The following is a 25,584-nucleotide window of genomic DNA, read 5'->3' as shown; positions in this document are numbered from 1 at the left end:
TGGGGCGAATGCAGCAACCCGGGGGCCGTTGCGGTGACCGCGGGCAGGGGCGATGAGGGCCGTTCGGGTGAGTGACGTACATCACACAATCGCCCGGATTTCCCGCTGCCCAAGGGGGACGGAATATCCGCCTTGCCGTCCCATTACCCTCTCGCTGGAAAACGTCGAGCGCGGCGCGTGCGGCGTAGTTACTCTGAGGGACGACGGACGACCTTTCTGGGAGACGCCAACACCATTGGCCCGTCGCGGGAACGCCACAAACCTTGGCTGACCTCCCGGTTTGTGAAACAAGGCGCCACCGCGTCAGACCAATACCTCGATGAAGGAGTGCGTGGTGGCTTTGCACAAGGCTCAACACAAGCAGCCCCGCTTGAAGCAGGGCGAGCGGCCAGGCCGGATCAAGGAAGTCCGCAATCTGGAAGTCTGGGACCGCTGTGCCCCGGTGCGCCTGGCCGGCTGCGAGGACGACCCCGCCGAGTCCAATATCTTCCGCGGCATCGACTGATCAGCTGAACCCTGCGCCGGTCCTGCCCCTGGGGCGATTTCCCTGGGGGCGGGGCCGGCGCCCGAGCGGGCGCGGCGGCGTCGCGCCACGATCTGTGGGGGCTGGCGCTGGGGCCGGGGCTGTCTGCGGTCGGCGGCTGGAAGCCCGGCACCCCCGTGATTCCCGCTGGTTGAGACGGGCGGGGCCGGTCGCGGGAGAGCTGACCGGAAGTCGGCGTTTGGTCCGCCGGCCCACCCTCGTCACCCTGGCGGACAACGGGACGTGACGGTTCAATGAGCGGCCAGGTCGCACTCATTGGAGGCACCATGGAAGCCGTCGTCCCGTCCGCCGCCGGCATCCCGGCCATCCGCTGTGCGGGCCATGAACGCGACTATCGGGCCTTCCTCGAGCGTGCGGCGCGGATCGCCACCGGCCTGCGGGCCGCGGGCGTGGAACCGGGCGACCGGATCGCCGTCGTGATGCGCAACGAGCCCGCCCATCTGGAGATCACCGCCGCGGCCGCCCTGGCCGGGGCCTCGGCGGTGCCCGTGAACTGGCACTTCCGGCAGCATGAACTGCGGCATGTGCTCACCGACAGCGGCAGCAAGGTGGTCTTCGCACACACCGACCTGCTGGCCGGGGTGAGCGCGGTGCTCCCCGACGGCGTACGGATCATCGAGGCTGCCGTCCCTGCCGGTGTCGCGGCCGCCTGCGGGTTCGAGGTGCCCGCCCCCTCCGGCGACCATCCGCTGCTCGACCGCTGGCTGGCCGGTCATCCCCCGCTCGACCGGGCCGCCGCGGAGCACCCGCCCACCGTCATCTACAGCTCCGGAACCACGGGAAGCCCCAAAGGGGTACTGCGCGAACCGGTCGCCCGGGACCGGCTCGACGAAGCGGTGCAGCGGTTCCTGGAGTACTTCGCGGTCGCTCCGGGCGGCCGCACCCTCATCCCCGCCCCGCTCTACCACGCCTCGCCCAGCCAGCACGCCGTCCTCGCCCTCGCGGCCGGGCTGGACATCACGCTGATGCCGAGGTTCGACGCCGAGGAATTCCTGCGGCTGATCGACCGTCACCGCATCGAGCAGGTGCAGGTCGTCCCCACGATGTTCGTCCGGCTGCTGCGGCTGCCCAAGGAGGTCCGCGAGCGCTATGACCTCTCCTCGCTCACCTCGGTCGTCCACGCCGCGGCACCCTGCCCGCCGCATGTCAAACACGCCATGATCGACTGGCTGGGACCGGTCCTGCGGGAGTACTACGGCGGCAGTGAGACCGGCGCCGTGACATGGTGCGACAGCGCGGAGTGGCTGGATCACCCCGGCACCGTCGGACGGGCCACCGGCACCTGCGCGGTCGCGGTCCTCGACCCCGGCGGGAAGCCGCTGCCGGCCGGCGACACCGGCGACATCTACCTCAAACCGGGCGACGACTGGCCCCGGTTCACCTACCTCGGCGACCCGGACCGGCGCGCCGCCATGGAAGCGCCCGACCTGCCCGGCTACGTCACCATCGGGGACATCGGCCATCTCGACGCGGACGGCTACCTCTACCTCAGCGACCGCCGCAACGACATGGTCATCTCCGGTGGTGTCAACATCTACCCCGCCGAGATCGAGGGCTGTCTGCTGGCCCTCGACGGGATCAGCGATGCGGCGGTCTTCGGCATCCCCGACAAGGAGTTCGGTGAAACCCTCGCCGCGCATCTGCAGACCGAACCGGGTGTGGTGCTCAGCGCCGAGGAGGTACGCGCCCATGTCGCCGGGCGGCTCGCCGGCTACAAGGTGCCCCGCGCGGTGGTCTTCGAGGAGCGGCTGCCGCGCGACGAGTCGGGCAAACTCTTCAAGCGGCAGCTGCGGGACCCGTACTGGGCGGGTCACGACGGGGCGATCTGACCGCCCTGACCCGCCCGGCGCGGCCCGGTCTCAGCAGACGGGCCCGTCGAGGACCGGGATCAACTGCTTCTCCTCGTAGGCCAGATGCTTTTCCACCTCCCCGGTCAGCCGCTCGACCTCGGCGAGCACCCGTTCAGGATCTGCGTCTTGCGCGGAAATGACCTGGCGCAGTTCGCCGAGAAGAACGGCGAGCTTCTCGTGTTCCTGGCGCATCCGCTCCAGGGCCGGGGCGAGTTCGGGATGGCCCCGGCCGAGCATCGGAAACATTCCGGCGTCCTCACCGGTGTGGTGATGGTGCAGACCCTGGCAGAGCGTCAGGCAATTGACCCGGAGCTGGGCGCCGAGGCCCGGGCCCGATGCGGCGATTTCCTTGCGGATCAGGTCGAGTTCCCGCCGGAATCCGTCATGTACGGCCTTGAGCGCGGCACCCGCCGAGGCAGCGGCGATATTCGGCGGCCCCGCGGGAATTTCCTGGAGGGCGACCACCGGGAGTACCCGCTCGGTCCGGTCCTGGTATGCGGACCATCCGGGATCGGCCTCGGCCGCGCGGGCGAAGGCGCGGTCGCGTTCGATGCCCTCCAGGACGAGGGCCTCTGCTTCGTAAGTGAAGACGCCGGCCTCGACCGTGACGCGGGGGTGGGCCACCAGGTTGTGGAACCAGGCCGGATGCCGGGGCGCCCCGGCGGCCGAGGCGATGACCAGGGCGCGTCCGCCACCGTCGGGAAGGTAGCCGAGCGGGGTGGTGTGCGACGCACCGGACCGGGCGCCGGTGGTCGTCAACAGCAGCAGACGGCCGCCCTCGAAGGGGCCACCGACCCGCCCGCCATGGGCGCGGAACTCCTCGATGATCCGTCGGTTGAAATCGTTGGGCATGGTGGGTGTTTTCTCCTGTAGTGGTGAGCGCGGACGAGTCCGCGGGAGGTGTACGGACCCATCGCGGGCACGCTGGACCGACATGGCGCAGTGCCCGCGAATAAGGCATGACGCAGTGCACGGCGAACGGGCCGTGGAATGGCGGCAGATGGCCGTGGAGCGGGAAGGGGAAGGGGGAAGAAGAAGAGGGAAGAAGAAGAGGGAAGGAGGAACGCGGAAGGGGAACGAGACGGGAGCGGCATTCATGCAAGGTGCGCAGGCTTGCGGAATGTGCGGCTCGTGGCGCGTGACCCGTGGTCCGTATCCCGGATCCCGTAGGCGAACAGCACGGCCCGCAGGCGGAATTCGTCTACAGATACGGAGGAGAAGGCGCGGAACGCGCGAACTGTGGAGGAGGGGAGGGGCGGGCCTCTGATCGCCCGCCTCGCGGTCACGTGGTGACCGGGAACCTCACTCGCTCGTGGCCCATGGCCGACCCGGTAGTCACGCCATCAGGGTAATGCCGTAAGGGTGAGCGGGCAACGCCGGATGGGCGCGGAGGTTCGGTTCCGCTCGGACCGGTCCCGCGTGATCCGGCCCGGTGCGAGACGGTCAGCCCGACGACCCGGTTCGATCCGCTCCCACCCCCAACTCCCGGTAGGGATGCGACTGATGGGACCCCGACGGTCAACCCCGACCCCGTAGCGGCGGAGTCAAGCCGCGCCCTTTTCTTCCGAACCTCTTGGCGATTACCCACCCCTCGGGGTGGTTTGGCGCGCTCGACAGCGGCTCCGAACAGGTCCGATGGAAGCGCCCGCGCTTCGACAGGGAGTGCATGCGGTGACCACCCAGTCATTCGTCGTGATACTCGCAATGTCCCTTCGAACCACTCAAAAGGAGCAAGTCATGTCCTGTCCTCCCCCTTCTGTCGATGCCCGGAAGGCGCTCGACTTCCTGAGAACCAGCGGGCTCGTCGACCTCAACGTCCCGTTGGAGCGCGTCGTCGACCAGGTCAGCCAACTCGATGAGGTGGCCGGCTATGTGCTCGCCTGGGAGCGCTACGTCCTGGTGGTCGCCAACCACGTAGCGGAGTCCGACGACACCACCACCACCGCCGGCAACTGAGGCATCGACAGCACCGATCGCCGGGAGGCATTCAATGGACACGACGCAGCCCGGTGACGGATCGGCAGAGAGGCGCGCGGTGGGGTCACGGGCAGTCGCCTGGCTCGCTGCGCGCCGCGATCGGATCGACCCGGCCCACGCGGCCCCGAACGGGGTGTTGTTCGCCCGTAAGGCCCTCCTCGAAACCGCGTTCCTGGTGGGACTGCGGGCGCGTCTCGACCCGGCGCCGCTGGACGGCGACCATGCGGCCCTCCTGGACACGATCCAGGACATCGCGGCCCGGCCCTCCTACCGCGAGCTGATCGCCCGGGACGAGGCCGCCCTCCTGCTGTACGCGGGCACGTATGCGGCACTGCGGCTCTGCGGGCGGGAGGACCCGGAGTTCCGGACCCTCATCCAGCAGGCGGTGTCGGGCGGTTATGCGGCCGCCTTCGAACGGATCCCCTACCGGCAGCTCGATCTGCTGCACACCCTGGAGCTGTGCGGCATTGCGCACACCCTGCCGTCCATGGCGGAGGTGATGCCCTTCACGCTGCTGCACAACAGCCCCAACGTCCTCAAGCTCGCCGACCGCGACATCTACGCCCTGACCCACACGATCTTCTACGTCACGGACTTCGGTCTGCGCCGGCCGAGCGGGCCACGGAGCTTCGACCAGGGCGCGGCGGTCGAGCTCCTGGAGGCACTTCTCGTCCTCACCCGCGGTCAGGGCAATGCCGACCTGGTGGGGGAGCTGCTGTGCTGTCTGCTGTGTCTGGGGGTGCGGGATTCCGAAGAGGCGTGCAGGGCCTGGGAGTTCCTGCTCTCGGTCCAGGAGGCCGACGGGCGGGTGAACGGCCCCCAGGGCGTGGTGCACCCCGGCCTCACCGACGGCGACGACGCCTACGGGCACTGGGCCACCGGCTACCACACCACCATCGTCGCCGCCCTGGCCGCGCTCCTGGACCGCAGTCCCCGGGTGCTGCGGACGGCCCGGCCCACCGCCTTGCCCTCCCGTCAGGACGTGGCGCAACCACTGCGGCGGGCGGTGGAGTGGCTGGCTCGTACGGTCCGGCGCCATGACCCGGCCAGGTGGCTGCCGGCCGCCGCGGCCGCCGCCCACGCGGCCGATGCCCTGGGCGAGCCCGCACTCACCCGCCCGCTGCTCCTCGACTGCGCCGCGCGCCTCGCGGAGGCGGACGCCGCCGTGTGGCAGGAGCACGGGATGGAGGTCGTCGGCGCCTTCGCGTCCGGTCTGCGGGCGCACGGCATCACCTGTGTCTCGCTCGACGGATTCCTGACGTCCACCGCGGCCGCCGTCGAACTCCTGGACACCGTCCCTGCCCAAGCGGCACCCAGCGTCCAGCGTCTGGCCGACCTCGGGCTGTTGTCCCCCCGGCGGGCCGCCGCGCTGACCGGCGGCGGAACCACGGCGCCGCTTGCGGCCCCGGAGGCGGCCACCGGCGACCTGCCCGGGGCCTGGAGGAACTATCACCTGGGGAAGATCGCCGGCATCGTCCGCGACCTGGCCCGCAGGGGAGGGGCGGCGCATCGTCTCACCCGGGACGCCGTGGCGTTCCTCCTCGCCCAGCAGAGCCCGTGCGGCGCCTTCGGCCGCCCGGCCTGCGACGATCCCGAGGAGCGGGAGCGGGCGATGCTGTCATGGACGCAGAGCGTCGTCACCGCCCTGGCAGCCGTGCATGCCGCCGGAGGGCCGGGCCCGGCCCCGACCACAACCGACGCGAGCGCACCGGCCGAAACCGGGTCGCCGGTGGCGTAACCGGCTGTGGGCACCCCGCCTTGGCGCGCGGGCTCCCCGGGGGCCGAAGCCGCCGCGATGACCCCGGAGGTAATCGACCCGTGCCGCGGCGAATGGAACGGTGGACACCGACGGACCAACCGCCCACGGGAAAGGCCGCACCATGACCGCTTACGCCATCGCCCACCTGCGTCCCGCCGGCCTGCACCCGGAGATCCTCACGTACATCGAGACCATCCAGGCGACGATGGACCCCTTCGGCGGCCGCTTCCTCGTGCACGGTGACGAGGCGGTGGTCAAGGAGGGCAGCTGGCCCGGAACCGTCGTCGTCATCGCCTTCCCGGACATGGCGCAGGCCCGTGGCTGGTACGACTCGCCCGCCTACCGGGAGATCCTTCCGCTGCGCACCCGGCACATGGCCGGCGATGTGGTGCTGGTGCCGGGCGTGGCCGACGGCTACGACCCGGCGACGACGGCGGCGAAGCTGCGGGCCGCGGCAGCCGGATGACGCCGGACGCGCCCCGGTCGCGGTGCCGGCCGGGGCGCGCTGTGGACAACGCGGCGCCTCTTCGTCCACAACCGGTGACCGGTCTCGCGCTCCCCCGCTAAAGTCGTATCAACAGCGCAGGTGAGGCCGCTTCCGAAGGGTTTCCGGGGGCAGCTGCCCCGGGGGGAGGACGAAGACCAGCATGAGCCGCCGTTCCCATGGATTAATGGCTGTCTGGGCCGAGGCGCAGCGTCAGCAGCAGCGCCAGCAGGAAGCCCAGCGCCGCGCGCTGGCACAGCAGCAGCGCGACCAGGAGCGGCAGGCCCGGGACGCCGAACGCGCCATGGCGCGGATGCACCGCGAGCGGCAGACGGCCTACCGGCAGCAGCGTGAGGCCGACGCCCGCCGCCGTACCGAGGAGCTGGCGGCCCGGGTCGCCGCGCTCTGTGGCCTGCTCGCCGACGGCTGCCGCGCCCCCGCCTTCACCACCGCCGCGCTGCTGCGCCCCGAGCAGGTCGAGGAGTTCGCGCCCGGCGCCCTGGCCACCCCGGTGCCGATGCCCGACCCGGCCCGCTACCACACGCCCACCGGCGGCTGGCAACTCGGCGCCCGCCGCGACCGCGCCCAGGAAGAGGCCCGCGCCCGCTACGAACAGGACTGGTACGCCGCCCAGGCCGCGGAGAGCCGCCGGCAGGCCCAACTCACCGCCTACCGGCAGCAGTACGACCAGTGGGCCGCCGGGGCGCTGCAGGACATCCGGGCACACAATTCCGGCATCGAGGAGCTGCGCCGCGGCCTGCGCGACGGCGACGCGGATGCGGCCGTCGAGTACTTCTCGGCCGCGCTGTACTCCTCCATAGCCTGGCCGGAGGGCTTTCCCCGGCAGGTCGCCGCGGCCTACGACCCGGCCGCCCGCCAGCTCGTGCTGGACTGGGAACTCCCCGGCTACGACATCGTTCCGCAGACCAAATCCGTCCGGTACATGCCCACCGCCGACCAGGAGAAGGAGACCGCCCGGCCGGCCGCGCAGTGCCGGGCGCTCTACCGCGATGTGCTGGCCCAGAGCATGCTGCTGGTGCTGCGCGACCTCTTCGCCGCCGACACCCACGGGACGCTGGAATCGGTGGCGCTCAACGGCTTCGTGGACGATGTCGACCCGGCGACCGGCCGCCCCGCCCGGGTGTGTCTGGCGACCGTCATGGCGCCCCGCGGCGCCTTCGGCCTGCTCCGCCTCGAACAGGTCAGCGCGGTGGAGTGTCTGACCGAGGGGCTGCGCGGCCAGCTCTCCGCCCGCCCCGACCAGCGGGCCGCGGTGCGCCCCGGACGGCTGCCCGGCGACGTCGACGGCGGGGCCGCGGTCGTCTCGCACGGCACGGACAGCGAGCCGGATCTCTACGAGATGGACCCGGTCGCCTTCGAGAACCTGATCGCCGAACTGTTCCGGGCCATGGGCATGCAGGCCGTGACCACCCAGCGGTCCGGCGACGGTGGGGTCGATGTGGACGCGCTGGATCCCGACCCGGTCCGCGGCGGCAAGATCGTGGTGCAGGTCAAGCGCTACCGCCACACCGTCCCGCCCACCGCTGTCCGCGACCTCTACGGCACCGTCCAGTCCGAGGGCGCCAACAAGGGCGTGCTGGTGACGACCTCCCGGTTCGGTCCCGGCGCCCACACCTTCGCCAACGGCAAGCCGCTCGGCCTCATCGCCGGACCCGAACTCGTCGATCTGCTCGGACGGTACGGGCTGCGCGGCCGGCTCGGCGCGGCCGCCCCGGCCGGGCCCGACTCCGCCGAGGAGCCACCCGACCACAACATCCTCGGCATGAACTGGTCCGGCGAGGTCGCCCTCGATGTCTGTGCCCTGGTGTGCAAGGGGGCCGGGGTGCTCGGCGACGAGCAGTTCGTCTTCTACAACAACCCGCGCAATCCGGACGGTTCGGTGCGGATGCTGCCCGGGTTCGCCCCCGACCGTGCCGCGATGCAGGTGCGGTTCGAGGCGCTGCCGGCGGACGCCGACCGGCTGGTCCTGGTCGCCGCGATCGACCCCCAGGTCAACCCCGACGCCGATCTCTCCGGTTTCACCGATGCCCGGATCCGGCTGCTGGACGCCTCGGGGGAGGAGCTGGGGCAACTGGAGGTCTCGGACGGGCGGCCGGGAGAGACCGCCCTGGTCCTGGGCTCGTTCCGGCAACGGCCGGGCGGTGACTGGGACTTCGTGATCGGCGGCAAGGGCTTCGCCGGCGGCCTGGAGGCGCTGGTGCAGGAGTACGGCATTGAGGTCGCGTGAGGGGGCGGGGCAGCTGCGGTCCGCTCCACACCCCCGGCTTCGCCGCCCTCGTCAGTGCTGCCACAGCCGGGTGAGTACCGCGTTCACCTGTTCCGGGCGGTCCTGGTGCGGGGCGTGGGCCGCGCCGCTCACCCGGATGTGCCGGGCGCCGATCACCTCGGCGAGATACTCCCCGCAGGCCGCCAGCGCCTCGCCGGTGAACTCCCGGTAGGCCGGGTGCGCGGTCTCCCAGGTCCCGTTGATGACCGCCTTGGGCATGGTCGCTCTGGCCAGCGGACCGAGCGGGATCTCCGCTTCCCACACGGGCCGTTCGCGCATCGCCGAGCGCACCGCACGCAGCAGCCGCGGGGTCGACTCCGGCAGCGGCAGGCCGTACGGCTCGGTGGACCGCCGCAGATGCTCGTGCGGGCTCAACTCCTCGGCGGGACCTGCGAACGACGCCCGGATGCGTTCCAGGGCGGCCGCCACGAGGGGATGCCCGGCCGCGGTGCGCAGCACGGACGGCTCGATGAGGGTCAGTGACTGCACGGCCTCCGGGCGGGCCGAAGCGGCCAGCATCACGGCGGCCGCGCCGTAGGAATGCCCGACCAAGTGTGCGCCGGTGCCGAGCAGTTGGGTGAGATCCTCGGCGTCGATGGCGTAGTCGCTGCGCTCGGTGTCCGGGCTGTCGCCGAAGCCGCGCCGGTCGACGAGTTCGAGACGGAACATCTCGGCCAGCGGCCGCTGGCCCGCGAAGCACTCCGTGCCCCAGCTCATGGTGCCGTGGACCAGCAGCGCCCGCGGTGCACCGGGCGTCGCCTCGTCCCACACCGTCACATGAAGCGGCTCACGGCCCGGAGGCGGTTCACAGTTCATACGTGCCGATGCTAGAGGGTTCCCGGCGGCCGAGGGCCGGGACGGACGGCCGGCCCGAGCGCGCCGGACGTACGCCCGGCGCGCTCCGCCACCTCCCCCGAGCCCGCGGGAGCCAGGGGTCCGTATGGGGGAGAGTGCCGGACACCGGGGGACGGGACCATTTGCTGGCATAAATCTGCTGATATGTGTCGAGCATGAGCGCGTACACCCGGTCTGCCGCCGTTGCCGTGCTGGTCGCGCTGGCCGCGCTGGCCGTGGGCTGCGGAGGCTCGCACGCCGTACCGCGGCCGGCGCCGCGGCCCACCCCGGAACCCTCGCCCCGCGCCCACGCCGGCGCCCCCGTCGTCGCCGCCCGCCGGCCCTTCACGCTGGTCGCCGCGGGTGCCGTCCTCCCCTCCCAGCCGGCGGTCCTCGCCACGGCACGGAAGGACGCCGCGCACGACGGCTACGACTACCGGCCGATGCTCAAGGGCGTGCGGCCGGTCATCTCCTCCGCCGGCCTGGCGCTGTGTCAGCTCGGCGCACCGCTCGGGCCGCTGGACGGGCCCTTCGCCGGGTACCCCGTGCTCCAGGCGCCGCCGCAGATCGCCACCGCCCTGAAGGCGACCGGCTACGACTCCTGCGCCACCGCCTCCGGCCATGCCCTCGATCAGGGCGTCCCGGGTGTGCGGCGCACCCTGGACGCGCTGGACACCGTCGGGCTGCGGCATGCGGGCTCGGCGCGTGACGCGGCCGGTAGCGGCAGCCCGGCGCTGCTGCGGGCCCCCGGCGGCGCACGGGTGGCCCAGCTGTCGTACACCGAGGGCACCGGGGGCGCCCGCCGCGCGGCGCCCGCGCGCTGGGTGGTCGATCCGCTCGACGAGCGGCGGATCATCGACGATGCCCGGGCGGCCCGCCGGGCCGGGGCCGACGTCGTGGTCGTCAGCCCGTATTGGGGCGCGGCGCACCGCACGGCCCCCGACGGCCGGCAGCTCGCGCTCGCCCGTGCGCTCACCGCCTCCAGGTCCCACGGGCGGCCCGACATCGATCTGATCGTGGGCACCCGGGCACACACCCCGCAGCCCTACGAGAAGGTCAACGGCACCTGGGTCGTCTACGGGCTCGGCGACCAGATCACCGGGGCCACGAAGAAGCCGCACGGCACCTGGAGCAGCATCGCCCGCTTCCGGTTCGCCCCGCCGCACCCGGCCGGAGGCCGCTGGCGGGTCGTCAGGGCCGAGTACATCCCTCAGCTCGCCGAGCAAGGGGCGCGGGTGCGGGTGCGCAAACTGGGTCGGACCACCGGTCACGGCCAGGTCGGCAAGAAGATCGGCAAGGCGGTACTGAGCCGGGGCGCGGCGGCCGACGGGCTGACGCGGGGGAGGTGAGGGGGAGGTGAGGGGGAGGTGAGGGGGCGACGACACGCGCCGCAGCACCCTGGACGCCCCTGACGCCCCTGACGCCCCTGACGACCCCGGCAAGCTCCCGTTCCATACCGGTATGTCCCTTCACCGCCGTCACGCCCCGCCCGTTAACTGGTGACATCGGCACCGTCGACGGGTGATCGTGGTACCGGACCGGTCCGTCCGCTCCTGCACACCCCGACAACCCCCACGGAGCCTTCCGCCATGAAGATCACCCTTGATGCCGACACGGCCCGCGGCGCCGCCGTCCGCCCGGCCGCCGTGCGCGAGGTGCGCGCATGACCGCCCGGCCGATAGCCGTCGTCGGCGCCTCGGCGGCCGGCCTCGCCGCGGCCGAGGCGCTGCGGCGCGGCGGCTGGCGCGGTCCGCTCACCCTCATCGGCGATGAACCCCACCTCCCGTACGACCGGCCGCCGTTGTCCAAGCAGCTGCTGCACGGCGCCTGGGAGCCGGAGAAGCTGCTGCTGCGCACCAAGGACCAGCTCGATCCGCTCGACCTGGACCTGCGGCTCGGCACCCGCGCCACCGGCCTCGACGTGGCCACCCGCACCCTCACCCTCGACGGCGGGGTGGGGGTCTCCCCGCCCGAGCGAGGCCGGGAGCCGGAGACGCTCGCCTGCGCCGGCGTGATCATCGCGACCGGTGTCGCGGCCCGCTCGCTGCCCGGCGCCGACCGGATCGCCGGTGTGCACACCCTGCGCACCCTGGACGACGCGCTGACCCTGCGCGGTCTGCTGGCCGGCGGCGGACGGCGCCTGGTGATCGTCGGAAACGGCGTACTGGGCTGCGAAGCGGCCGCGGTGGCCCGGGAGTTGGGGCACGAGGTCACCCTCGTGGGCATCACGGCGACCCCGATGGCCGAGGCCGTCGGCGCGGAGGTCGGCGAACTGCTCGCCGAGGAGCACCGCGCCCGCGGCGTCGAGCTGCGCACCGGCACGGTGGAAGGCTTCGAGACGGGCCCTGCGGACCCGGCGGGAGCGGGCGACGGACAGGTCACCGCCGTCCGGCTGGCCAAGGGGGGTCCCCCCGGCAGTGGGGGCGTAGCCGCCGGGGGAGAGAGCCGGCTGCCGGCCGACCTCGTGTTGCTGGCGATCGGTTCCCGGCCCGCCGTCGAATGGCTGGCCGACCCCGCCCTGGACACCACCGACGGGCTGCGCTGCGACGCGTACTGCGCCGCCGCCCCCGGCATCTACGCCGCCGGTGACGTGGCGCGCTGGGACCATCCGCTGCACGGCCGTCCGCTGCGCTTCGAGCACCGGATGAACGCCACCGAGCAGGGCATGGCCGCCGCCCGCAACCTCCTGGCCGAACTCGCCGCCGAGGCCCCCGCCGACGGCGACGGGGACGCCGCCCCGGCAGCGGAACGCCGCCCCTTCGCCCCCGTCCCGTATTTCTGGTCCGACCAGTACCACCTCAAGATCCAGGCCTACGGCCTCACCGCGGGCGCCGACCGTGTCGAGACCACCGTCCTGGACCGGGCCCAGCGGCATGCCGTCGCCCTCTACGGCCGGGACGGCAGCGCCGTCGGCGTGCTGGCCGCCGGACTCCCGCCCCGCCGGCTGCGTGCCCTGCGCGCGGTCGTCGCCACCCCGCTCGCCTGGGACGAGGCCCGCGAGCGGATCCGCGCCGCCCTCGCGTCCGGCCCGGACACACCCTGACGGTGCCCGATCATGGGGGGATGACCGACTCGTACGTACGGGTGCGCGGCGCCCGTGAGCACAACCTCCGCAACATCGACGTGGACATCCCGAGGGACGCGCTGGTCGCGTTCACCGGGGTGTCCGGGTCGGGCAAGTCCTCCCTCGCCTTCGGCACCCTCTACGCCGAGGCGCAGCGCCGCTACTTCGAGTCGGTGGCCCCTTACGCCCGGCGGCTGATCCACCAGGTGGGCGCGCCCAAGGTCGAGGACATCACCGGGCTGCCGCCCGCCGTCGCCCTGGAACAGCGGCGCTCCGCGCCCACCTCCCGCTCCTCGGTCGGCACCGTCACCACCCTGTCCAACACCCTGCGCATGCTCTTCTCCCGCGCCGGCGACTACCCGCCGGGTGCGCAGCGGCTGGACTGCGACGCCTTCTCGCCCAACACCGCGGCCGGCGCCTGCCCGGAGTGCCACGGCCTGGGCACCGTGCACCGCGTCACCGAGGAGTCCCTGGTCCCCGACCCGTCGCTCTCCCTGCGCGAGGGTGCCATCGCCGCCTGGCCGGGCGCCTGGCAGGGCAAGAACCTCCGCGACATCCTCGCCACCCTCGGATACGACCTCGACCGGCCCTGGCGGGAGCTGCCGCAGGCCGACCGTGACTGGATCCTGTTCACCGATGAACAGCCTGTCGTCACCGTGCACCCGGTGCGCGACGTGGGCCGGATCCAACGCCCCTACAAGGGCCAGTACATGAGCGCCCGCCGCTATGTGCTGCACACCTTCGCCGACTCCAAGAGCGACACGCTGCGCGGGCGCGTCCAGGGGTTCATGGTCGCCGAGCCCTGCCCGGTGTGCCTCGGGCGGCGGCTGCGACCCGAGGCACTCGCCGTCACCTTCGAGGGGCACGACATCGCCACCCTTGCCGGGCAGCCGCTGAGCGCGCTGGACCGGCTGCTGCGGCCCACCGCCGGGCGGGCGGACGACGGGGCCGCCCCGACCCTCGCCCGCGACCTGGTGGCCCGCATCGAGGTGCTCACCGAACTCGGCCTGGGCTACCTCAGCATGGACCGGCCCGCGCCCACCCTGTCCGCCGGTGAACTCCAGCGCCTGCGACTGGCCACCCAACTGCGCTCCGGCCTCTTCGGCGTCGTCTACGTCCTGGACGAACCGTCCGCCGGACTCCACCCCGCCGACACGGAGTCGCTGCTCACGGTGCTGGGCCGGCTCAAGGAAGCGGGCAACTCCCTGTTCGTCGTCGAGCACGACATGGCGGTGGTGCGCCGCGCCGACTGGATCGTGGACGTCGGCCCGCGCGCCGGGGAACACGGCGGACAGGTGCTGCACAGTGGACCCGTCGCCGGGCTCGCGGACACCGCCGCCTCCGCCACCCGCCGCTTCCTCTTCGCCACCGAACCGCCCCCCGCGCGCACCGTGCGCCGCCCCGCGGGCGCCCTGACGCTGCGCGGCATCACCCTGCACAATCTGCGCGGTCTGGACGCCACCTTCCCGCTCGGCGTCTTCACCGCCGTCACCGGCGTCTCCGGCTCCGGCAAGTCGACGCTGGTCACCCGGGTCCTCGCGGACGCCGTACGCGACCACCTCGGCACCGGCACCGGCGAGGAACGGCAGACCGCGGCCGGCGGGGACGACACCGAGGCCACCGGCGCCGGACCGGGCGTCCGCGCGGAGCTCACCGGCACCGCGGGGCTGGAGGCGATCGACCGGCTGGTGCGCGTCGACCAGAAGCCGATCGGCCGGACGCCGCGCTCCAACCTCGCCACCTACACCGGGCTGTTCGACGCGGTCCGCAAGGTCTTCGCCGCCACCGACGAGGCCCGCGCCCGGGGCTACACCGCCGGACGGTTCTCCTTCAACGTCGCCGCCGGCCGCTGCGAGACCTGCCAGGGCGAGGGCTTCGTCGCCGTCGAACTGCTCTTCCTGCCCGGCACCTACGCGCCCTGCAGCACCTGTCACGGCGCCCGCTACCGCCCCGAGACCCTCCAGATCACCTACCGCGACCGCACCGTCGCCGACGTCCTGGAGATGACCGTGGACGAGGCCGCCGGCTTCCTGGCCGATGTCCCCGCGGCCGCCCGCAGCCTGCGCACCCTCCAGGACGTCGGCCTGGGCTATCTGCGGCTCGGCCAGCCCGCGACCGAACTGTCCGGCGGCGAGGCCCAGCGCATCAAGCTCGCCTCCGAACTCCAGCGCACCCGCCGCGGCCACACCCTCTACCTGCTCGACGAGCCCACCACCGGACTGCACCCCGCCGACACCGAGGTGCTGCTGCACCAGCTGCACGGACTGGTCGACGCCGGCCACACCGTGGTGGTCGTCGAGCACGACATGGGGGTGGTCGCCGGCGCCGACCACGTCATCGACCTCGGCCCCGGCGGCGGCGCGGAGGGCGGCCGGATCGTGGCCAAGGGAACGCCGGCCGAGGTCGCGGCGGCCCCGGGCAGCCGTACCGCGCCCTATCTGGCCCGGCAGAGGGCGCGGCCGGACGCCTCCTGACGGTCCGCTAATGTACGCAGGTCAGATCACCAGGCAACAGCACCGCGCAGCACTGCGCACCATCACGAAGGGGGCACCCTCTCATGGCAAACATCGAGCAGGCCCGGGCGACGTTCGACCGGTTCGACGCGGACGGCGACGGCCAGGTCACGCCGGACGAGTTCAAGCACGCGATGGCCGAGATGGGCGACCCCTACGTCACCGGCCCGATGGCCGAGGCCGTCATCAAGTCCAAGGACACCGACCACGACGGCAAGATGTCCTTCGACGAGTTCTGGCAGGCCCTGCAGGGCTGACGCCGGCCCGGCCCACGCTCGGCAGGGCGCGGTGCCGGCCCACGGGGGGTCGGGCCGGCACCGCCCTGCTCTCGGCAGCCCTGATCTCAGTGCCGGTGATCGCGCTGCCGCTGTGTGGCTGAGCCGCCCACCGGCGGTGGGGCGGCATGGGCGCCGGTGCCCCAGGCGGACGGTTTCGGCCCCACGGTGAAGGACAGTTCGTGGGCCGCGCGCAGATCGCCGGTGGTGAGGTACGTGCGGTCATGGTCGGTGCCGTCCAGGCGGACGGACTGTGCATAGCGGTTGGCGGAGGACGTACCGGGCGCCGTGACGGAGAAGTGGCCGGACGGGTAGAAGCGCCGGTCCAGTGTCAGATCCACCCGGTCGAAGACCGGAGTGCTCAGTCCCCAGGTGTCGGTGCCCGGCTGGACCGGGAACATCCCCATCGAGGAGAGCACCATCCACGCCGACATCGTCCCCAGGTCGTCGTTTCCGGTCATCCCGGTGGGGGCGTCGGTGAACAGGGTCAGCGCGGCGTGCACCACATCGGTCGTCTTCCAGGGGCGGCCGGTGGAGAGATACGTGTACGGCGCGATCAGATCGGGCTCGTTCTGCGGGTTGTACTTGTCCGCGTTGTAGTAGTCGTAGGGGCCGTTGACCCACACCTCGCGTGCCGTCTTCCCCGGGTCCGCCAGCAACCGGGGGTAGGCGAAGAAGGCGTCCAGGCGCGCGTCGGCCTTGTCCTTGCCGCCGATCAGCGCCAGCATCCCCGGGAGGTCCTGCGGGACCAGCCACTGGTACTGCCAGGACGTGCCCTCGTGGAAGCCCACGCTCTTGGCCGGGTCGGCGGGGCCGGTGAAGGCGCCCTTCCCGTCGCGGGCCCGGAAGAAGCCGGTCGAACTGTCGAAGAGTGTGCGGTAGTTGCGGGACCGGGCCGCATAGCGGTCGGCGTCCCCGCCGTGGCCCAGATCGCGTGCCATCTGGGCGAGCATGGCGTCCGACAGGGCGTATTCGAGGGTCGCCGAGGCGCCCTGGGCGAAGTCGGAGTCGCCGGACTTGGGATGCGGGTGGTCCTTGAGGTACGGCACGAAGCCGTCCTTCACATACTGCGCGTTGGCCTCCCGCCCGATGGCCGGGGAGTCGGCCGGCGGCACCCCGTCGGCGTTCTTCTTCAGCGCCGCGTACGCCTCCTCCTCATGGCCCCGCAACAGCCCCTGCTGGTAGGCGTTGGTGAGGAAGGGAGTGACCGGATCGCCGGTCATGATGTTGGTTTCGACCGTGCCGTAGCCCCACTTGGGCAGCCAGCCGCTCTCCTTGTCGATCCGCAGGACCGACAGCGCCATGTCGCGGGCCTCACCCGGCGCCAGCAGCGACAGCAGCTGTGTCTGGGTGCGGTAGGTGTCCCACAGTGACCAGTTCTGGTAGTACGTGAACCCCTCGGCCCGGTGGGCGCGCTGGTCCCAGCCGGTGTAACGGCCGTCCACGTCACTGCCGATGTTCGGCGCGAGGAAGGACCGGTAGAGCGAGGAGTAGAAGGTGCGGCGCAGCGCCTGGTCGCCGCCCTGCGTCCGCACCAGCGCCAGCCGGTGTTCCCAGGCGGCGTCGGCCGCGGCCCTCGTCCGGTCGAAGGAACGGCCGCCCTCGGCACGCAGGTTGCCCGCCGCGCCCGCCGCGTCCACATAGCTGATCGCGGTGGTCGCCTCGACGGTGCGGTCCGTGCGGGTGTCGAAGCGGGCGTAGGCCCCGTGGCGGCCGGTGGCGGTGGAGTCCCGGGAGCCCGCCGTCACCTTGTCGCCGTCCCAGGTGCCGTACGAGGCGAAGGGCCGGTCGAAGCGGGTGAGGGTGTGGACGGTGTACGGCTTGGTGTCCTGGCAGAAGCCGCGGCCCGTGATCGTCGTGCGGATGGTGCGGGAGTCGAGCACCTCGACCCGCGTCGAGACCGTCCGGTGCAGCGACTGGCCCGCGTCGAGCAGCACATTGGCCCGGTCGGTGGCCGGGAAGGTGTAGCGCTGCTTGCCGGTGCGGGTGGTGGCCGTCAGTTCGGCGGTGATCCCGCCGTAGGACTTCAGGCCGACGCGGTAGTAGCCCGGGCGGGCCGACTCGTCGTCATGGCCGTAAGCGGCCGCGTACTTCGCGTTGTCGGTCTCGGTGATGTCGCCCGTGGTGGGCAGCACCGGCAGATCACCGCCGATCCCGCAGCCGACACCGGACAGATGCACCGCGCTGAAGCCGCGGATGTGGTCGTCGTCCCAGCCGTAGCCGGCGTAATGGCCGGTGTCGGGGGAGAGTTGGACCATGCCGAACGGGACGGCGGCACCCGGGTAGGTGTTGCCGTCGTTGCGGGTGCCGATGAACGGGTTGACCAGATCGGTGAGCGGGCCGCCGGGCGGCTCGGCCTGTGCGGCGGGGGCCGTGAGCGCACACCCGAGGAGCGCGGCCGCCAGCACCGCGCCCGCGGTACGCAGCCGGGTACGTCTGAGCCATGGCATGGATTCGGACCTCCGGGGTCGGGTCGTCGTCGCACGGGATCGCCGGGCGCGGGGACGGCAGGTGCACCCGGCGCCGGCGTTCGACAACGTTGTCAAGGCGCGCTCATTCTTGGGGCCGGTCAGATGTGCGTCAAGAGGGCGTGGGGGTAACTCCGGTGCGTCCGGGGCCTGGAGGCGGGTGCGGGTGCGGGTGTGGCCCCGGAGGTGGCAGTGGGGCAAGGGGAGGGAAGCGGTGGCGCGGTGGGGGCGGCACCCGAAAATCATGCGGTGCCTGCCTTGCTCTCTTCAGGGGTGCGTGCCTCAATGGGCAGCGTCATACGGGTTGGTGACTGTTCGTCAGATCATGGCGTCCGGTCGGCACGGGGTCCGGCCGCGGCCCCCGGGTGGCTGCCTGTCGTTCCCTCGCGTACCCCCTCGACGGCCGGTGGTATCGACCCGCACCCCCCTCACGAAGGCGGTACCCCCATGAGACACCTCAGACCCGGCAGACTCGGCTTCGGGACGGCCCTCGGCGTCGCCCTCGCCGCCGCGGGCACACTCGCCATGGCGCCCGCCGCCACCGCGGTGACACCCGGCACCGCGACCCTCTCGTTCGACTGCGGTTGGTACGGCTCCGGCTCGGCGACGCTCACCGCGACCGAGAACGGCACGGCCGCGACCATCAGCCTGGCCACCAAGGCGATCAGCTCCCCCATACCCATCGGCGCGCACTCGGTCACCTCCACCCTCACGCTCACCAAGAACGGCTCGGGCACCACGCAGTTCAAGGGCAGCGCCAACCCGGCGATCCCGGCCGGCGGCGAGGTCTCCACCGGCCCCCTCACCGGCACGGTCGCTCCGGGGGACAGCCTGGCGGCCACCTCGCTGACGGTCGTGGTGCTGGGCATCACGGCCACCTGTCACGCCACCTCCCCGCAGTCGCCGGGGCCGTTCGTCTTCTGACCGCGCGCGGGGGCCGGCCGATCGATCCGCCGGTCCCCGTCGTGTGCGCCGCCCGGCCGGCGGCCATGGCTCACCGCGGTGTGCCGCCGCCGTCCGTACCGGAGGCGGTCCGCCCCTCCGCCCGCGCCAGGTTCGAACGGCGGTAGGAGTACGAGAAGTAGATGACCATGCCGATCAGGAACCACACCACGAACCGGACCCAGGTCTGCCACGCCAAAAACGTGATCAGCCAGATCGAGAAGCACACCCCGATGGCCGGCACCACCGGCATCCCGGGCGTACGGAACGTCCGCGGCAGCTCGGGGCGCTTGTAGCGCAGCACGATGACCGCGACACAGACCACCACGAACGCGAGCAGAATCCCGATGTTCGTCAGCTCGGCGGCCTCACCGATCGGCAGGAAGCCGGCGATGGCCGCGGAGGCGAAGCCCACGATCCAGGTGACCCGGGTCGGTACACGGTGCTTGGCGCTGGTCTTGGCGAACCACTTCGGCAGCAGCCCGTCCCGGCTCATCGAGAACCACACCCGGGTCACCCCGAGCATGAAGGTGAACATGACGGTCAGAATGCCGATGATCGCGCCGACCGCGATGACATCCGCCAGGCCGCTGAGGCCCACCGACTTGAACGCCGAGGAGAAACCGCTCTCCGGGTCGATGTGCCGGTAGTTCTGCATACCCGTCAGCACCAGGCAGGCCAGGACGTACAGCACCATGGAGATGGCCAGCGAATACATGATCGCCTTCGGCATGTGGCGCTGGGCGTCCTTGGACTCCTCGGCCGCGGTGCTCATCGCGTCATAGCCGAAGACCGCGAAGAAGACCGTGGCCGCGCCGGTGAAGGCGCCGCTCACCCCGAACGGGAAGAACGGGTGGTAGTTCGCGGTGTTGATGTGGAAGAAGCCGACCGCGATGACCACGATGACCACGATGACCTTCAGGCCCACCACGACCGTCTCGAAGCGTGCGGCGTTCTTGATGCCCAGGGTCAGCAAATAGGCGATCAGCAGGCACAGCACCGCCGCGAAGAGGTCCACCCGGTGCCCCGGACCCGTGCCCGGCGCGCCCAGCATCCAGGCGGGCAGATCGACGCCCAGCTCACCGAGCAGAAAGCCGAAGTAGCCGGAGATGCCGATCGCCACCACCGCCACGATCGCGGTGTACTCCAGCAGCAGGTCCCAGCCGATGAACCAGCCCGCCAGCTCGCCGAGGACCGCGTAGCCATAGGTGTAGGCCGACCCCGCCTTCGGGATCAGCCCGGCGAACTCGGCGTAGGAGAAGGCCGCCGCGGCGCTCGCGATGCCCGCGATGAGGAAGGAGATCACCACCGCCGGGCCGGCCTTGCCGTTCGCGACGGTGCCGGCCAGGGTGAAGATGCCCGCGCCGATGATGCCGCCGACACCGATGGCCGTCAGCTGCCACAGACCGAGCGCCCGGGTGAGCTGCTGACTCGCGCTGCCTTCCGCCTCTTCAATGTGTTCGATCGGTTTACGGCGCCATACGCCCTGTCCCGCGCGCAGCCCCATGCGTCATCCCTCCGTCGCTCCGTTGTGGTCCGACGGCGGCTCATCATGGACCCTCGGGGACGACTAAGGAAGGCGACGCCACCGGAGCGGTCCCCGTACGGCGGGGACTCGCCGGGAAACGTACGCGCACGGAGTGTCAGTCGGCCTCCTCCAGCCGGAACCCGACCTTCAGACCGACCTGGTAGTGATCGATCGCGCCGTCGACGATATGCCCGCGGACCTGGGTCACCTCGAACCAGTCGAGATTGCGCAGGGTCTCCGAGGCGCGCCTGATGCCATTGCTGACCGCGGCGTCCACGCTCTGCTGGGACGTTCCGACGATCTCGGTCACGCGATACGTGCGGTCGGTCACGGTGGTCTCCCTCGCCGGGGCGGCGCTCCGCCCGTCCACTTCCCACCGTGCCTCAGGCCGCCCCGCCCCACCAGCGGAGCAGCCGCCCTCAAGAGGGCTTAGGGGACGACGGTGACCGGCCAGCGTCCGGCCTTGACCAGGCGCACGGCGACCGAGCCCATGATGCGGTGCCCGGCCGACTCCGAGGCGCCGACCACCACCGCGTCGGCCTTGAGGTCATCGGCCATCTGCACCATCCCGTTGTACGGGTCGCCACGCAGCGTGTGGAACTCCCAGCGCAGGGGGCGCGTCCCCGAGGGGCGCTCGGTCGCCCGGCGGATCTCGGCCATCAGCTCCTCGGCCACCTCGTCCGTGGCATCGGCGACCGGCGCCCCCATCGCCGCCCCGGCCGGCAGCACCGGCTGGACGTAGACCAGGGCGAGCTTCGAGGACTGACGCCGGGCCAGCCCCGCCGCGTAGGCGGCGGCGCGCCACGACGAGTCGGAGCCGTCGATGCCCACGACGATGACCTTCGGGCCGTCCGTGCCGCGCTCGAACTGCGCGATCGTGTGCTCCTCGTGCTCCTCGTTCTCTTCCACACGAGGGAGGTTATCCGCACATGCGTGCTGCCGGCACCGCGGGCCCGGCAGCCGCCCGACGGCCCGCCGCCCCGGACGGTCAGGCGGGCGCCGGCGGCCAGCTGTCCGGTGACAGCACGCCCAGCACATACGCCCTGGCCACCAGCGCGGTACGGCCCTGTACCCGCCAGCGGCGGGCCAGCCGGGTGAGGTGGTAGTTCACCCCGTCGACGGTCAGCCCCAGCGCCGTCCCGATCGACGCCGTGGTCGCGCCGCCCGCGGCCAGCGCCAGGATCCGCGCCTCCACCGGGCTGGCCGACCCGCGCGCAGCGGGCGGCGGGCCGGGCTCGCGCACCCGCAGCAGCGCCAGCAGCGCGGGCGGGCTCACCGAGGGGTCGCCCACCGGGTCGACCGTCAGCTCCCCTTCCCGTGCGGTGCCGTCGGGGCCGGCGGACCACCGCACCTCGATCGGATAGCGTGACCGGCGCCCCAGCCGCAGGGCCTCGGCGAGCCGGTCGAGCTGCGCCTTCGCACGGGGCTCGAAGAGATCCAGCAGATTGCGGCCGCGCAGTTGTCCCGGGTGCGCGCCCCACTCGGTGGCCATGGCCGGATTGGCGATCAGCACCTCGCCGTGGGCCGTGCACACCGCGATCGGCGTGGGGATGCGGTCCAGCAGGATCAGGAAGTAGTTGCGCCAGGGGCCGCCCGCGTAGGGCCCGGCCGGATCGACCGGGTCGACCGGGCGCGGCGCACAGGGCGGCTTGCCGGGGTCACCGGTCTCCGGCACCCCGTCGGCAGTCTCGTTCTCCATTGCCCTTTCTCCGGTCCGTGTGCAAGAGCGCGCGGTGAAAAACCACTGCACAATCATGCAGTTGCCAGGTCCCGACCTGCGCTCCGGGCCCTGCACGCTGGAGTCATGACCGACACCATCGCGCTCCACAGTGACGAACGCGCCGCCGATGACGGCATTCCGGTGGCCGACCTCACCGAGGCCGGGCTCACCCACACGCCCATCCAGCAGTCCATGGACCTCGCCCGGATCCACGGCCCGGCCTTCCAGCGCAAGTTCGGCGACCACCGCACCCTCTTCGTCTCCTCGCTCGACCTGGTCACCGAGGTTGCCGACGAAACCCGCTTCCGCAAGGGGGTGTCGGTCGTGCTGGAGAACGTCCGGGAGTTCGCCGGTGACGGTCTGTTCACCGCCTACAACGAGGAGCCGAACTGGGCCAAGGCGCACGAGGTCCTGATGCCGGCCTTCGCGCTCGGCTCGATGCGCACCTACCACCCGGCGATGCTCAAGGTCGCCCGCCGCGTCATGGCGTCCTGGGACCGCCGGGTGGCCGACGGCACGCCCGTCCAGGTCGCCGAGGACATGACCCGGATGACGCTGGACACCATCGGACTGGCCGGCTTCGGCTTCGACTTCGAGTCGTTCTCCCGCGGTGAGAGCGCGCATCCCTTCGTCGAGGCGATGGTGCGCTGCCTGGAATGGAGCATGACGAAGTTCTCCCGTGACCCCGGCGCCGACCACTCCGCGGCGGACGCGGCGTTCCAGGCCGACGCGGACTATCTCGCCTCCGTCGTCGACGAGGTCATCGCCGCCCGGACGGCGGGCGGGGAGAGCGGGGAGGACGATCTGCTCGGACTGATGCTCGGCGCCCGGGGCCAGGGGGACGGCGCGGCGGCGGACGGTCCCACCCTCGATCTCGCCAACATCCGCAACCAGGTCATCACCTTCCTGATCGCGGGCCACGAGACCACCTCGGGCGCGCTCTCCTTCGCCCTCTACCACCTGCTCAAGGACCCGCTGGCGCTGCGGATGGTGCAGCGCGAGGCGGACGAGCTGTGGGGCGACCAGGCCGACCCCGACCCGTCGTTCGAGGACATCGGCCGGCTGCCGTTCACCCGCCAGGTCCTCAACGAGGCGCTGCGGCTGTGGCCCACCGCCGCCGCGTTCAGCCGCCAGGCCCGCGAGGACACCCTGCTCGGCGGCCGCTACCCGGTGAAGGCGGGGGAACTGGTCACCGTGCTCACCCCGATGCTGCACCGCGACCCGGCCTGGGGCGACAATCCCGAGCTGTTCGACCCCTCCCGCTTCAGCCCGGAGGCCGAGGCGGCGCGCTCCCCGCACGCGTACAAGCCGTTCGGCACCGGTGAACGCGCCTGCATCGGGCGGCAGTTCGCCCTCCACGAGGCGACCATGCTGCTCGCCCTCCTCGCCCACCGCTACCGGCTGATCGACGACGCCGGCTACCGGCTGCGCATCAAGGAGACGCTCACCCTCAAGCCCGACGGGTTCACGCTGACCCTGGCCGCCCGTACGCCCGCCGACCGGGCGGCGGTCCGCACCGCGCTGGCCGTGCTCCCCGGAGGCGGCGCGGGCACCGAGGAGGGCGCCGCGACCGACGAGGGGCTGGCGACGCGGGTGCGCCAGGGCACCGGACTGCTGGTGTTGCACGGCAGCAACTACGGCACCTGCCGGGAGTTCGCCGAGCGGCTCGCCGACGAGGCCACCGGCCTGGGCTGCGCCGCCGAGGTGGCCCCGCTGGACGCGGCTGCCGGCGCGCTGCCGGACGACCGGCCGGTCGTCATCGTCGCCGCCTCCTACAACGGCCGGCCCACCGATGACGCGGCCGCGTTCGTGCAGTGGCTGAACACCGCGCCGGACGGCGCCGCCGCCGAGGTACCGTTCGCCGTCCTCGGCGTGGGAGACCGCAACTGGGCCGCCACCTACCAGCACATACCGACCCTCATCGACGACCGGCTGGACGCGCTGGGCGCACACCGGCTGCTGCCGCGCGCCGAGGCCGACGCCTCCGGCGACCTGGGCGGAACCGTCAAGGAGTTCACCGCCGCGCTGCGCAACCGGCTGCTGACCCGCTACGGCGACCCGGACACCATCGGCGCCACACCGGCCGCGCAGGACACCGGCTACACCGTCACCGAGATCACCGGCGGCCCGCTGGACGCGCTCGCCGCCCGCCACGACCTCGTCCCGATGACCGTCACCGAGGCCCGTGACCTGACCGCCGATGGCTGGCCCCGGCCCAAGCGCTTCCTGCGGATCGCCCTGCCCGACGGCGTCACCTACCGCACCGCCGACCACCTCGCCGTGCTCCCGGCCAACGCCCCCGCCGCCGTCGCACGCGCCGCCCACGCCCTGGGCGCCGACCTCGACACTCTCCTGGCGCTGCACAGCGCCGGCCGGCCGGCCCGTGACACGCTGCCCGTCGACCGCCCCGTGACGGTGCGCCAACTCCTCACCCACCACCTGGAACTGGGCCACCGGCCCACCCCCGCACAGCGCGCCGTGCTCGCCGCGCACCACCCGTGCCCGCCCGAGCGGCTCGCCCTGGAGAACCTCGCCGAGGACGACCCGCGCACCCTGATCGAGCTGATCGAGGCGCACCCGGCGCTGCGCGGGGCGCTGCCCTGGCCGGTGGTCGTGGAGCTGCTGCCGCCGCTGCGCACCCGCCACTACTCCCTGTCGTCCTCGCCGGCCACCGACGCCCGGCACGCCGATCTGATGGTCTCGCTGCTGCCCGGCGGCACCGGCTCGACCCATCTGCACGCGCTGCGTCCCGGCGACACCGTCCTGGCCCGTGTGCAGCCCTGCCGTGCGGCCTTCCGCCTCGATCCGGCCGACGACACCCCGGTCATCCTGGTGGCGGCGGGCACCGGCCTGGCGCCCTTCCGCGGTGTGGTCGCCGACCGGGTCGCCGCCGGGCAAACGGCGCCCGCCCGGCTCTACTTCGGCTGTGACGACCCGGACGGCGACTTCCTGCACGCCGCGGAGTTCACCGCCGCCGAGGCCGCCGGTGCGGTGTCCGTGCGCCCGGTCTTCAGCGCGCGTCCCGAGCACGGCCACCGCTTCGTCCAGCACCGGATCGCCGCCGAGGGCGCCGAGGTGTGGGAGCTGCTGCAGGCCGGCGCGCGGGTGTATGTCTGCGGCGACGGCAGCCGGATGGCGCCCGGTGTACGGGCCGCCTTCCGCGCACTGCACGGCACCCGCACCGGCGCCTCCCCGCAGGAGTCCGAGGCCTGGCTGCGCGAACTGACCGCCTCCGGCCGCTACATCGAGGACGTCTACGCGGCAGGCTGAAATCCGCCTCCCCACCCCGGCGGACTGGATCTCCCGGCCCGCCGGGGCCAAGGTGGACCGGGTGCGGCC

General features: G+C 72.5%; 19 protein-coding genes. 12 read left to right on the top strand and 7 right to left on the bottom strand.

Translation table 11 applies throughout. The features are described 5' to 3' along the window. Positions 1 to 334 precede the first annotated feature (334 nt). Positions 335 to 505: a hypothetical protein gene (locus OIU81_RS05035; protein WP_329155616.1), complete on the top strand. Its 171-nt coding sequence runs from the start codon at positions 335 to 337 to the stop codon at positions 503 to 505. A 305-nt stretch (positions 506 to 810) separates the two neighbouring features. Further along, complete coding sequence (locus OIU81_RS05030; protein ID WP_329144239.1) at positions 811 to 2,373, top strand: AMP-binding protein; 1,563 nt, start codon at positions 811 to 813, stop codon at positions 2,371 to 2,373. A 30-nt stretch (positions 2,374 to 2,403) separates the two neighbouring features. Here the strand turns inward: OIU81_RS05030 and OIU81_RS05025 are convergent, their stop codons facing one another. Then, positions 2,404 to 3,246 carry a nitroreductase/quinone reductase family protein gene (locus OIU81_RS05025; protein WP_329144237.1) on the bottom strand — a complete coding sequence of 281 codons (843 nt, stop codon included), beginning with the start codon at positions 3,244 to 3,246 and terminating at the stop codon, positions 2,404 to 2,406. 885 nt (positions 3,247 to 4,131) lie between these two features. Between OIU81_RS05025 and OIU81_RS05020 the strand changes: the two genes are divergently transcribed. The 4 genes from OIU81_RS05020 to OIU81_RS05005 all read left to right on the top strand — a co-directional run bounded on the left by OIU81_RS05020 (position 4,132) and on the right by OIU81_RS05005 (position 8,862). After that, positions 4,132 to 4,350 carry a hypothetical protein gene (locus OIU81_RS05020; RefSeq protein ID WP_329144235.1) on the top strand — a complete coding sequence of 73 codons (219 nt, stop codon included), beginning with the start codon at positions 4,132 to 4,134 and terminating at the stop codon, positions 4,348 to 4,350. Between the two features lie 79 nt (positions 4,351 to 4,429). Beyond that, on the top strand, positions 4,430 to 6,109 hold the full coding sequence (locus OIU81_RS05015) for a DUF6895 family protein (protein ID WP_329144233.1): 1,680 nt from the start codon (positions 4,430 to 4,432) through the stop codon (positions 6,107 to 6,109). Positions 6,110 to 6,251: 142 nt separating this feature from the next. Beyond that, positions 6,252 to 6,596, top strand: a complete 345-nt coding sequence (locus OIU81_RS05010) for a DUF1330 domain-containing protein (RefSeq protein ID WP_329144231.1) — start codon at positions 6,252 to 6,254, stop codon at positions 6,594 to 6,596. A gap of 181 nt (positions 6,597 to 6,777) precedes the next feature. After that, positions 6,778 to 8,862 (top strand): restriction endonuclease, encoded by a 2,085-nt coding sequence (locus tag OIU81_RS05005; RefSeq protein WP_443073929.1) that lies wholly within the window; start codon positions 6,778 to 6,780, stop codon positions 8,860 to 8,862. Between the two features lie 51 nt (positions 8,863 to 8,913). Here OIU81_RS05005 and OIU81_RS05000 read toward each other — a convergent pair whose 3' ends face one another. Then, positions 8,914 to 9,717 carry an alpha/beta fold hydrolase gene (locus OIU81_RS05000; protein ID WP_329144227.1) on the bottom strand — a complete coding sequence of 268 codons (804 nt, stop codon included), beginning with the start codon at positions 9,715 to 9,717 and terminating at the stop codon, positions 8,914 to 8,916. Between the two features lie 194 nt (positions 9,718 to 9,911). Between OIU81_RS05000 and OIU81_RS04995 the strand changes: the two genes are divergently transcribed. The 4 genes from OIU81_RS04995 (at position 9,912) to OIU81_RS04980 (ending at position 15,569) form a co-directional block, all read left to right on the top strand. Continuing rightward, entirely contained in the window at positions 9,912 to 11,084 is a 1,173-nt protein-coding gene (locus tag OIU81_RS04995) for a CapA family protein (protein ID WP_329144225.1), read from the top strand. Positions 11,085 to 11,398: 314 nt separating this feature from the next. Then, positions 11,399 to 12,778: an NAD(P)/FAD-dependent oxidoreductase gene (locus tag OIU81_RS04990; RefSeq protein WP_329144223.1), complete on the top strand. Its 1,380-nt coding sequence runs from the start codon at positions 11,399 to 11,401 to the stop codon at positions 12,776 to 12,778. A gap of 20 nt (positions 12,779 to 12,798) precedes the next feature. Further along, on the top strand, positions 12,799 to 15,273 hold the full coding sequence (locus tag OIU81_RS04985; RefSeq protein ID WP_329144221.1) for an excinuclease ABC subunit UvrA: 2,475 nt from the start codon (positions 12,799 to 12,801) through the stop codon (positions 15,271 to 15,273). Between the two features lie 83 nt (positions 15,274 to 15,356). Further along, complete coding sequence (locus tag OIU81_RS04980; RefSeq protein ID WP_329144219.1) at positions 15,357 to 15,569, top strand: EF-hand domain-containing protein; 213 nt, start codon at positions 15,357 to 15,359, stop codon at positions 15,567 to 15,569. Between the two features lie 86 nt (positions 15,570 to 15,655). Here OIU81_RS04980 and OIU81_RS04975 read toward each other — a convergent pair whose 3' ends face one another. Beyond that, the gene (locus OIU81_RS04975) at positions 15,656 to 18,037 is read right to left on the bottom strand and encodes a GH92 family glycosyl hydrolase (RefSeq protein ID WP_329144217.1); all 2,382 of its coding nucleotides are present in this window, start codon (positions 18,035 to 18,037) and stop codon (positions 15,656 to 15,658) included. 465 nt (positions 18,038 to 18,502) lie between these two features. On the opposite strand from OIU81_RS04975, the gene OIU81_RS04970 reads away from it, so the two are divergent. Beyond that, positions 18,503 to 18,979, top strand: a complete 477-nt coding sequence (locus OIU81_RS04970; RefSeq protein WP_329144214.1) for a hypothetical protein — start codon at positions 18,503 to 18,505, stop codon at positions 18,977 to 18,979. A 70-nt stretch (positions 18,980 to 19,049) separates the two neighbouring features. Here the strand turns inward: OIU81_RS04970 and OIU81_RS04965 are convergent, their stop codons facing one another. The 4 genes from OIU81_RS04965 to OIU81_RS04950 form a co-directional block, all read right to left on the bottom strand. Next, positions 19,050 to 20,504, bottom strand: a complete 1,455-nt coding sequence (locus tag OIU81_RS04965; RefSeq protein ID WP_329144212.1) for an amino acid permease — start codon at positions 20,502 to 20,504, stop codon at positions 19,050 to 19,052. 136 nt (positions 20,505 to 20,640) lie between these two features. Beyond that, complete coding sequence (locus tag OIU81_RS04960) at positions 20,641 to 20,856, bottom strand: dodecin (RefSeq protein ID WP_329144210.1); 216 nt, start codon at positions 20,854 to 20,856, stop codon at positions 20,641 to 20,643. Positions 20,857 to 20,954: 98 nt separating this feature from the next. Beyond that, on the bottom strand, positions 20,955 to 21,434 hold the full coding sequence (locus tag OIU81_RS04955; RefSeq protein WP_329144208.1) for a universal stress protein: 480 nt from the start codon (positions 21,432 to 21,434) through the stop codon (positions 20,955 to 20,957). 79 nt (positions 21,435 to 21,513) lie between these two features. Next, positions 21,514 to 22,224, bottom strand: a complete 711-nt coding sequence (locus OIU81_RS04950; RefSeq protein ID WP_329144206.1) for a PAS domain-containing protein — start codon at positions 22,222 to 22,224, stop codon at positions 21,514 to 21,516. 105 nt (positions 22,225 to 22,329) lie between these two features. Here OIU81_RS04950 and OIU81_RS04945 point away from each other — a divergent pair, with 105 nt between their 5' ends. Further along, complete coding sequence (locus OIU81_RS04945) at positions 22,330 to 25,515, top strand: cytochrome P450 (RefSeq protein ID WP_329144204.1); 3,186 nt, start codon at positions 22,330 to 22,332, stop codon at positions 25,513 to 25,515. The last annotated feature ends 69 nt before the right edge of the window (positions 25,516 to 25,584 follow it).

The sequence above is a fragment of the Streptomyces sp. NBC_01454 genome (assembly GCF_036227565.1).
Lineage (GTDB): Bacteria > Actinomycetota > Actinomycetes > Streptomycetales > Streptomycetaceae > Streptomyces.
This window is presented reverse-complemented; position numbering and strand designations above follow the sequence as displayed.